Source organism: Limisphaerales bacterium, assembly GCA_014382585.1.
In the GTDB taxonomy this organism is placed as follows: Bacteria; Verrucomicrobiota; Verrucomicrobiia; order Limisphaerales; family UBA1100; genus JACNJL01.
In genome coordinates, this window is sequence record JACNJL010000058.1 from 88037 (window position 1) to 96611 (window position 8575).

Here is an 8575-nt window from a genome sequence, read left to right on the forward strand (position 1 = left end):
GTCTACGGACGACCCGCGGGAGTGTCAAACCACGCTGCCAATTCAGTGCCCAATCGCTCTACCGGCAGCCCGACCACGTTGGTGAATGAGCCGTGCAGCCCCTCCACAATCCACTCGCCTTTGAGTTGCACCGCATACGCGCCCGCTTTGTCGAGCACCGGCACAGCGCGCAGATAGGCGTTGATTTGTTTGAGCGACAATTCGCGAAACGTCACACGTGTGGTCACAGAAAATACTTTCTGACGCGCCCCGCACACCAACGCGCAGGCGGTCGTCACCTGATGCGTCCGCCCACTCAATCGCCCAAGCATCCGCCGCGCCTGTGCGAGGCTCTTGGGTTTACCAAGCAACTCATCGCCCAAATGAACCAGTGTATCCGCGCCGAGCACAGTTTGCGTTGGGAACTGTTGGGCCACCACCGTTGCCTTGGCCAAAGCATTGCGTTTGCAAATAGCCCGCGCCGCGCGGCCATCGCCGTGTTTCTCAGCCACCTCCGCCGTCGCCACCCGAAAGCGCACACCCATTTGCCGCAGCAATTCCTTTCGCCGCGGCGATTGCGATGCCAAAATAATTTTCAGCTCAATGCCTCCCGAAACTTTCTAAGTTTCATTTCAAAATCCGCATCGGCCAAAACCGGCTCCATTCCCTCAAACTCCATCGGCGGCTCCAGCTCTACCCACGATTTACAGCCGCCGTAACTGGCAAGCATCGGCAACTCCACCGGCTTCGCCAAGCGCCGCACGCGAACGGCCATTGCATAAATCCCCGCATCGCGCCCCCAATCAAACCGCTCCGCAATAATTTCCTCACGCCAAATGTGTTGCCCTGCCAGCCGCTGCGCCTGCGCGAGCGAATCCAACCGGCGCGCCTCCATCACTTCCGCGCCGAACTCAACCCGCAACAAATCATCCGGCGGCCACACAAAATTCTCAAACCCCGCCCGCGCTTCCTCCACCACGCCCTCGGTCTGTTGATGAAACCGCGTGGGAAAAAGCCAGAATCGTTCCTGCTCCACCCGAAACCCTCCCTGCCCTTCGGCAATCCCGCCTTTGCGCAAAATCACAATCTGCCCCCCACGCCCCAGCGCCTCAACCACCACCGCCCATTCTTTAAAAGCAATTTGCATGGCACTCACGGGCGCAGTGTATTTACCCGCGCGCCTTTGTCGAGCCCGTCAAACTTGCTTTTGAGGTGCCAATTGCCTAGTGTCCCGCCAGTATGAATCTAACCGTACGCCTTCAACTCTCCGTCATGATGTTCCTCCAATTCTTTATTTGGGGGGCTTGGTATGTCACCGCGCCGAACTACCTCGGCACACTCGGCTTTGGCGCTGCGGATTTCGGCTGGACCTATTCCGTCGGCCCCATTGCCGGCATGATTACCCCCTTCTTCGTGGGCATGGTGGCCGACCGATTTTTCTCGGCACAAAAAGTCCTCGGCGTGCTGCATCTCTTCGGCGCGGGCCTCATGCTTTTGGCTGCGCAGAAAATGACCAGCGGCGCCGAGCCCACTCAGATCAACTGGATTTTCTTCGGCTACATGCTCACCTATTTCCCAACCCTCGCCCTCACCAACACGCTGGCGATGAAAAATATGAGCAACCCCGAAAAGGATTTCCCCGGCATTCGCGTCCTCGGCACCATCGGCTGGATCGCCGCCGGTCTAGCCGTTTCGTGGTTGGGCTACGAAAAAGGCGTCAACATGTTTTACCTCACCGCCGGCGCCGCAGCCGCGCTGGGCATCTTCAGCTTTGCTCTGCCGGATACCCCGCCCGCAAGCGGAGGCAAAGTCACCGCCCGCCAAATCATGGGGCTCGATGCGCTGGTGCTCTTGAAAAACCGCTCCTTCCTCCTGTTCATCCTCGCCTCCACGCTCATCTGCATTCCGCTTTCATTCTACTATATGATCGCCAGCCGTGTGGTGGAAATGGGCGAATTACCCATCGGCCAAACCATGAGCTACGGCCAAATGTCAGAAATCTTTTTCATGATCGTGATGCCCTTCTTCTTCATGCGACTCGGCGTGAAATGGATGCTCGCCGTCGGCATGCTCGCGTGGGTGGCCCGTTACGCCCTCTTTGCCATCGGCGCGCCCGATGAAGTCCGCTGGATGATTATCACCGGCATTGTGCTGCACGGCATTTGTTACGATTTCTTCTTCGTCACCGGCCAAATCTATACCGACAAAGCCGCCCCCAAACCCATTCGCGCCCAAGCCCAAGGCTTACTCGTCTTCTTCACCCTTGGCCTGGGAATGTTCATCGGCGCCCAAGTCGCCGGCAAAATTGAAGGCCAACATACGCCCAATGCTGAAAAGCTGGCTGACATGGCCACGGATGAAAATCAACACAAGCGATTGACCGCCGCCTTCGGCGAAGCGGACGCCAACGCGACCGTCGCCAATTGGGCGAAACGCGCCGAAGTAATGGCCGCCCAAGAGGTTGTGGATGAAGCCAAAAAAGCGCTTGCTGACGAGACTCCTGAAACGGGTAAAAATTTATCCGGCAAAGACAAAACACCGGAAATCATTGCCCTCGAAAAGGCCGTTTCAGACGCCGAAAAAGCCCTCGCTGAAGTGGATGACCTCCCCGAATTGAAAGAGGAACAAACCGCGTTGAATTCAGAAATGGCCATTCTTGATGCTCTGGATGACCCAGCCCTGGCCACAGTTGCTCTCGTTGAAGCCAACGGAAATTTCACCGACCTCACGGCTAAGGTTGATAAATTGAAATCCGGAAGGGATGACCAAAAAGAAACCGCCCAAGCAAAACTCGATCCCCTCAATAAACAAATCTCCTCGCGCCGCACCAGCGAACTCCGCGCCATGGAATGGAAATCGATTTGGGGTAAGCCGGCAATTTTCGCCGGAGTGGTGATGGTGCTATTCATCGTTTTCTTTCGGGACGACAAATCCACAGATAAAAAAGAATCGGACGAAAATTAAAAAAACACTTGCCTGATGGAAAAAGACCGGTATGTTCCCCGCGCGGGATAGAGCAGCCCGGTAGCTCGTCAGGCTCATAACCTGGAGGTCGATGGTTCAAATCCGTCTCCCGCAACCAATTTTAACCCCGGTTTGCGCCGGTTTTTTTTTGGGTCATAGTTCGCCCAACACTTCCGCCGCGTGCTCTTCCGGCTTCACTTTGGGCCAGATTTTTTGGATTTTGCCTTTGGGGTTGATGAGGAAAGTCACTCGGTAGATGCCGTCGTACTCGCGACCCATAAATTTTTTGCGACCCCAAACGCCGTAAGCGTTCACAATGGTTTTGTCTTCATCGGCAAGCAGCATGAAAGGGAGGCCGTATTTCGCCACGAATTTATCGTGCTTTGCAACAGGATCACAGCTCACACCGAGCAACACGGCATTGGCTTTTTCAAATGCGGCGTGTTCATCACGGAACGCGCAGGCTTCTTTCGTTCAGCCAGGAGTGTCGTCTTTGGGATAAAAGAAAAGCACCACGTGGCGGCCCTTGAAATTTTTGAGCGCCACCGTGCCGCCGCCATTGGTGGCCGCAGTAAACGCCGGCGCGGTGTCGCCTTCCTTCAGGGTGATGTTCGGGCCAAGTGCCATACGCCGGAGAATGATGGACAAGCGCGCAACCGGTCAAGCGTCCTTGTCCGAATTATTGGTACCACCGGTTTCGGTTTCATCATCCGGCGGATGTGCGATGGGATGTTCACTAAATTGCCGGATACCATCGCGCACATAAAGTAATCCGGTGACCGTCGTGCAAAACACTGCTGCCACCGCCAGCCAAAATGTGCCGATCGGCGAAAATTTGCACAGCACCCAGCCGATGGTCACCATTTGCAACACCGACGCCGCCTTGCTCAGGAACAGCGGCTTCACTGTCACATTGCCAATGGCGGCGTATAACAGCGCGCTACCGGTGACCACGATGAGGTCGCGCCCAATCACTGTTCCCGTGAGCCACAGCGGAATGCGTTGCCCAAAGCGATCGCCTTCAAATTCCATGGTCATCAAAATGAGGCCCGAAAACATCAGCAACTTGTCGGCGAGCGGATCGAGATACGAACCCAGCTGAGTGGCCTGGCCATGATGGCGCGCGAGGTAGCCATCGATGCCGTCGCTGATGGTGGCCACCAGAAACGCGACCATCGCAAAGTAGCGATGCAACTCCTCGCCGGTGCGAAAGTAATAAAGCATTTGCACCACAAAAAACGGCACCAAAATGATGCGGCCAATGGTGACTTTGTTGGCGGTGGTCATGCTGTTTCAATTTTGTCCATATGCGCCAACGCGGCATCGAAGCGCGCCAGCACGCGGTCGCGCCCCAGCACGGCCATGAGATCGTACAAGCTCGGCCCGATTTTCACGCCGGTGCAGGCGCAACGCGCGGGCATCACCAGCGCGCGGATTTTTACGCCTAGTTCTTCCGCCAATGCCTTGAGTGCGGATTCCATCGGCTCGGGCTCAAAGGATTCAAGGTTGGCAAAAATTTCGCGGAGCTTGGCGAAGCCATCCTTGTTTTCAAGCGAAAACGCTTTTGCGGCCATTGCTTCGTCATACTCGAAAGAGTCTGTGAAATAAAATGCACAATACTCAGCCAAGTCGCCGATTTGTTTCACTTTGTTTTGGCAAGTAAGCAACGCGGCTTCGATGTAATCCTCAGCGGCATCGCCAAACTCCACGCCGGCCTCGATGGCGAGTTGGCGGTAATTTGCCATCGGCAAATTGCGAAGATGCTCGTAATTCATCCACTGCATTTTCTCTGCGTCAAAACGGGCGTTGGCGCGGTTGATTTGCGGGAGGTCAAAGCGCTCAATGAGTTCGGCCACGGGCATCATCTGCGAATCGTCCTTGGGCGACCATCCGAGGAGGCTGAGATAATTTACCACCGCCTCGGGCACACAATGGGTCTGCTGCCAACTATCGAGTGAAGCGCCGTCGTCGCGCTTGCTCATTTTGCTGCCGTCGCTGTTTAGAATGAGCGGGATGTGCGCAAAGGCCGGTGGCTCCGCGCCCAATGCGCGAAAGAGCGCGATGTGTTTGGCGGTATTGGACAAATGATCCTCGCCGCGGATGACGTGGGTGATGCCCATCTCGAGGTCGTCGATGACATTGACCAAATGAAACACCGGCTTGCCATCCGAACGCACGATGACGAAATCGGGCTGTTCCTGTTCGCGATCGGTGAGTTCACGGATGACATTGCCGCAAACTAAATCCGGAATCGTAATCGCCTCGCGCTGCATGCGGAAGCGAATGGCACCTTCGTGTTCGTACGCCAATTCCTTTTCTTTGAGCACCTCAATGTGACGGGCATAAATCTCGCCACGTTGCGATTGGAAATACGGGCCCCGGTCACCTTTACTTTCGCCATCGGGATCATTGCTGGCGGGCCCTTCGTCCCAATCCAACCCAAGCCAGCGTAACCCTTCAAGTAAAGCGTCGATTGCCTCGGGCGTGTTACGCGACTCGTCGGTGTCTTCAATACGCAACACAAACTGCCCGCCGGTGTGGCGCGCATAAAGCCAGTTGAAGAGCGCCGTGCGGGCACCGCCAATGTGAAGGTGACCAGTGGGACTGGGGGCGAATCGAACGCGGGTACTCATTGATTGATTGATTGATGGGGTTGGGTTGAGGGTTAATCGAGTTTTACCAGCCATGGCGTTTTACTTTTTTCACTTTATCAAAATGGACATCGCGACTGACGACGGGCAGATGATGTTGCCGCGCCAAAGCGGCGATCCACAAATCATTTTGCGGGATCGGGTTGCCTGCTTGGCGGAGTTCCTCGCGAATGTCGGCGTAGTGTTGGGCGGTTTCGCCGTCAATGGAAAGAATTTCAAATTCCTGCATTCGTTCAGCCAGCCATGCCTCATAAGCCTCACGATGACGTGAAGCCAAAATTCCAAAACTGAACTCGCCCAAAACAATCACTGGCAATTGATGACCTGACCCACCTTCAAGCACGCGACGCAATTCCTCATCGCCATCAGCAAACGCTGACAGAGCGTTGGGATCAAGGATCACTCCCAATCCTCCTTTTCAATGGGACGAAAATCAGGCGCATCAAAAACAGCATCCAATTCCTCACGCGCGCCGGGATACTTTTTCATCACTCCAAAACCCTTCATCCATTTCGGCTTCGCCTTGGAACCCTCTGAACTCTTCTCAACCTGTTGCTGTACAGCTTCATTGACAAACTGCTTCATAGATTTGCCCTGAAGGGCGGCCTTGGCCTTGGCTTGGCGGAAAAGGGTGTCTGGCATTTCAATCGTAGTTTTCATAAACCCATTTTTACGGTTTTATGGGTTTGAGTCAAGTTTTCTGGTTTATGTGGAGGTTTTGTGGGTTATTTGGCTTATTAGATTTACCAATGCTTCCAAGCGTGGCACGGAGACGCCGGTGGATAGGGCTTGGCGGAGGGGTTCGTGGAACATCGTTTCCATTTCTAAGGGCTGGCCGTTTTCGAAATCGATCAATGTGGACGCGCGATATTCGCCCATGGCGCGGGTACGCTCGATCATTGCATTCGCCAGCGCGGAATCGAGGTTGAGCGATTTGGCGTTGGCGGCGGTGATGATTTCGTCCATCAACGCGCGCACCCAGTTTTCCCATTTTGGATCAGCCAGCAATTGGTCGGTGGGCCAAACAGAGCCGAGGGGTTCGGGAATGGGCGCGCCTTCGAGAGCGGGCAATCCGGCGGCGGCGGCCACGCCGAGGCCATTGAAAGGGATGTTCCAAACAAGTTTTTCCCAGAGGCCTTGTTCGAGGTTTTCGACTACCGTACAAGGCACGCCGGATTCCTTGAAGAGTGCGGCGAAGGCGCGGGTGCGTTTTTGAGGCGGGCGGGTGTACTCGCCCATGATAATTTTGCCGAAGGCAAGGTGTTGGATCACGCCGGGCGCAGTTCGGTTGAGACAAACAAAACACAAGCCGCCGAGGATTTTTTCCGGACCGAAAAGTTCGGCAAGCTGCTCATAATTGCCGAGTCCATTTTGCAGGCAAAGGATCGCGGTGCGTTTCCCCACGAGTGGGCTGATAAGTTCGGCGTAGTGTTCGTTGGCAGTGCTCTTGAGCGCGACGAGCACGAGATCACACGGGCCGATGGATTCAGGCGCGTCGTGCGCGTGCGGGTTCACGGTGAAACCGCCGTCGGGATTTTCAATGCGGAGGCCGTCGGATTTGACCGCCTCGTAATCGCCGCGCAGCAAAAAGTGTACCTCCTCGCCCGTGCGACAGAGTTTACCGCCGTAAAAGCCGCCCACCGCGCCCGTGCCGATAACCCCGATTTTCATCCCAAAAAACTCTGGAATAACCCCCAACAAAAAAGGCGCCCCCGTGGGAGCGCCTTGTTGGGAAAGGAGCTGATTAGCCGAGGATTTCCTCTTTAGCCGCCTTGAGGAAGGTGAACTTCAGCTTAGTTTTGGCAGCCACGTTGATGGTCTCGCCTTTTCTCGGACCGAAAGCCATCGTCATGGTGCGGGCTTTGGTTTGCCGGACAGACACTTTGCCGATACCGGGGATGACGAAGCCATCGTTGGCATGAGCATACGCCAAGCTGGCAATTGCGTCCATCGCCGCTTTGGCCTGAACTTTTGAGATATCAGCCGCTTCTGCGACTGCTGCAATTGTTGCGGTTTTAGTAATTTTCGCCATATGTATTTCTCCTTAGGTTAAGTTGTTGCCGCGTTGTTGTCGCGCTGCGAACTGCGGGGAGTAAAAGGACACGGAGCGCCATTCCGCAAGGGAAAAACAACGTTGAAGCTGAAAAGATATTCGCAATTACCCCTGTTTTATCAGCACAAGCTTGACTTGACAGCCTGTTTCAACCTCATCATCCCCGTTCTGCGCCCTGTGAAAAACACCCCAAAAACCGTCACCCTCGGCCTGCTGCAACACGCTTGCAGCGTTGATCCGGAAGCCAATCTAGCTGCCACGCTGGAGGCTGCCCGCGCCGCGGCCCGCAATGGCGCGCAAATCATCTGCACCCAGGAGCTCTTCACCACGCAGTATTTTTGCCAGAGCGAAAACCACGATAATTTCGAGCTCGCAGAGCCTATTCCGGGGCCAACCACCGAGGCATTCCAAATGCTCGCGCGCAAGGAAAAGGTGGTGATCATCGCCTCACTTTTCGAGCAACGCGCGCCGGGGATCTTCCACAATACCGCCGCCATCATCGATGCGGACGGCGCGCTGCTGGGCACTTACCGCAAAATGCACATTCCGGACGACCCGCTGTATTACGAGAAATTTTATTTCACTCCGGGCGATGCCAGTGAAAATAGCTTCCGCGCGTGGGAAACCGCGTTTGGAAAAATCGGCGTGTTGATTTGCTGGGACCAATGGTACCCCGAAGCCGCGCGGTTGACGGCACTGGCGGGTGCGGAAATCATCCTCATCCCCACCGCCCCCGGCGGGCCTCCCGCCGCGAAAACCCCCGCAAGCGCCGCGCCCCACAAAGCGCGGCAGAACACCCAACGCAGCCACGCGAATGCCAAAAGCTGGTTTGTGGCGGCGGGGGAGCGCCATTGGGGACAAGCTCCCCCCCCCGACGCCCCCGGACCCCCAGACGCGCGCGGGCCACGCGGAGAAGGCACAGCATTTT

General features: G+C 55.8%; 11 protein-coding genes and 1 tRNA gene. 3 read left to right on the forward strand and 9 right to left on the reverse strand.

Annotation, left to right across the window (positions count from 1 at the left end; all coding sequences use genetic code 11):
* Window positions 1-2: 2 nt before the first annotated feature.
* Both maf and H8E27_13580 read right to left on the reverse strand, forming a co-directional pair.
* Window positions 3-584, reverse strand: coding sequence for a septum formation protein Maf (maf, locus tag H8E27_13575; GenBank protein MBC8326644.1), 582 nt, complete (start codon window positions 582-584; stop codon window positions 3-5).
* Window positions 575-1135 carry a DUF1802 family protein gene (locus tag H8E27_13580; GenBank protein ID MBC8326645.1) on the reverse strand — a complete coding sequence of 187 codons (561 nt, stop codon included), beginning with the start codon at window positions 1133-1135 and terminating at the stop codon, window positions 575-577. Before H8E27_13580 ends, maf begins: the two co-directional genes overlap by 10 nt.
* 83 nt (window positions 1136-1218) lie before the next feature.
* On the opposite strand from H8E27_13580, the gene H8E27_13585 reads away from it, so the two are divergent.
* Entirely contained in the window at window positions 1219-2943 is a 1725-nt protein-coding gene (locus H8E27_13585; GenBank protein ID MBC8326646.1) for an MFS transporter, read from the forward strand.
* A gap of 41 nt (window positions 2944-2984) precedes the next feature.
* Window positions 2985-3061 (forward strand) — tRNA-Met (locus H8E27_13590).
* Between the two features lie 35 nt (window positions 3062-3096).
* Here the strand turns inward: H8E27_13590 and bcp are convergent.
* From bcp to H8E27_13625, 7 genes are all read right to left on the reverse strand, one after another.
* Window positions 3097-3570 (reverse strand): thioredoxin-dependent thiol peroxidase, encoded by a 474-nt coding sequence (gene bcp / locus H8E27_13595; protein ID MBC8326647.1) that lies wholly within the window; start codon window positions 3568-3570, stop codon window positions 3097-3099.
* Between the two features lie 33 nt (window positions 3571-3603).
* Window positions 3604-4230 (reverse strand): CDP-alcohol phosphatidyltransferase family protein, encoded by a 627-nt coding sequence (locus H8E27_13600; GenBank protein ID MBC8326648.1) that lies wholly within the window; start codon window positions 4228-4230, stop codon window positions 3604-3606.
* Complete coding sequence (locus tag H8E27_13605; GenBank protein MBC8326649.1) at window positions 4227-5576, reverse strand: glutamate--tRNA ligase; 1350 nt, start codon at window positions 5574-5576, stop codon at window positions 4227-4229. Before H8E27_13605 ends, H8E27_13600 begins: the two co-directional genes overlap by 4 nt.
* Window positions 5577-5619: 43 nt before the next feature.
* The gene (locus tag H8E27_13610; GenBank protein MBC8326650.1) at window positions 5620-6003 is read right to left on the reverse strand and encodes a type II toxin-antitoxin system VapC family toxin; all 384 of its coding nucleotides are present in this window, start codon (window positions 6001-6003) and stop codon (window positions 5620-5622) included.
* Window positions 5994-6254, reverse strand: coding sequence for a hypothetical protein (locus tag H8E27_13615; protein MBC8326651.1), 261 nt, complete (start codon window positions 6252-6254; stop codon window positions 5994-5996). Before H8E27_13615 ends, H8E27_13610 begins: the two co-directional genes overlap by 10 nt.
* A 45-nt stretch (window positions 6255-6299) precedes the next feature.
* Complete coding sequence (locus H8E27_13620; protein ID MBC8326652.1) at window positions 6300-7265, reverse strand: 2-dehydropantoate 2-reductase; 966 nt, start codon at window positions 7263-7265, stop codon at window positions 6300-6302.
* Window positions 7266-7338: 73 nt separating this feature from the next.
* A complete protein-coding gene (locus H8E27_13625; protein MBC8326653.1) occupies window positions 7339-7626 on the reverse strand; it encodes an HU family DNA-binding protein in 288 nt (95 codons plus the stop codon).
* A 198-nt stretch (window positions 7627-7824) separates the two neighbouring features.
* On the opposite strand from H8E27_13625, the gene H8E27_13630 reads away from it, so the two are divergent.
* Window positions 7825-8575, forward strand: a 751-nt coding sequence (locus H8E27_13630; protein ID MBC8326654.1) for an acyltransferase, incomplete at its 3' end; no start/stop codon positions are given.

Coding starts and splice junctions, on each gene's coding strand:
- H8E27_13625 (MBC8326653.1), bottom strand. CDS start 7,626: ATGGCGAAAATTACTAAAACCGCAACAATTGCAGCAGTCGCAGAAGCG.
- H8E27_13605 (MBC8326649.1), bottom strand. CDS start 5,576: ATGAGTACCCGCGTTCGATTCGCCCCCAGTCCCACTGGTCACCTTCAC.
- H8E27_13600 (MBC8326648.1), bottom strand. CDS start 4,230: ATGACCACCGCCAACAAAGTCACCATTGGCCGCATCATTTTGGTGCCG.
- H8E27_13620 (MBC8326652.1), bottom strand. CDS start 7,265: ATGAAAATCGGGGTTATCGGCACGGGCGCGGTGGGCGGCTTTTACGGC.
- H8E27_13615 (MBC8326651.1), bottom strand. CDS start 6,254: ATGAAAACTACGATTGAAATGCCAGACACCCTTTTCCGCCAAGCCAAG.
- H8E27_13585 (MBC8326646.1), top strand. CDS start 1,219: ATGAATCTAACCGTACGCCTTCAACTCTCCGTCATGATGTTCCTCCAA.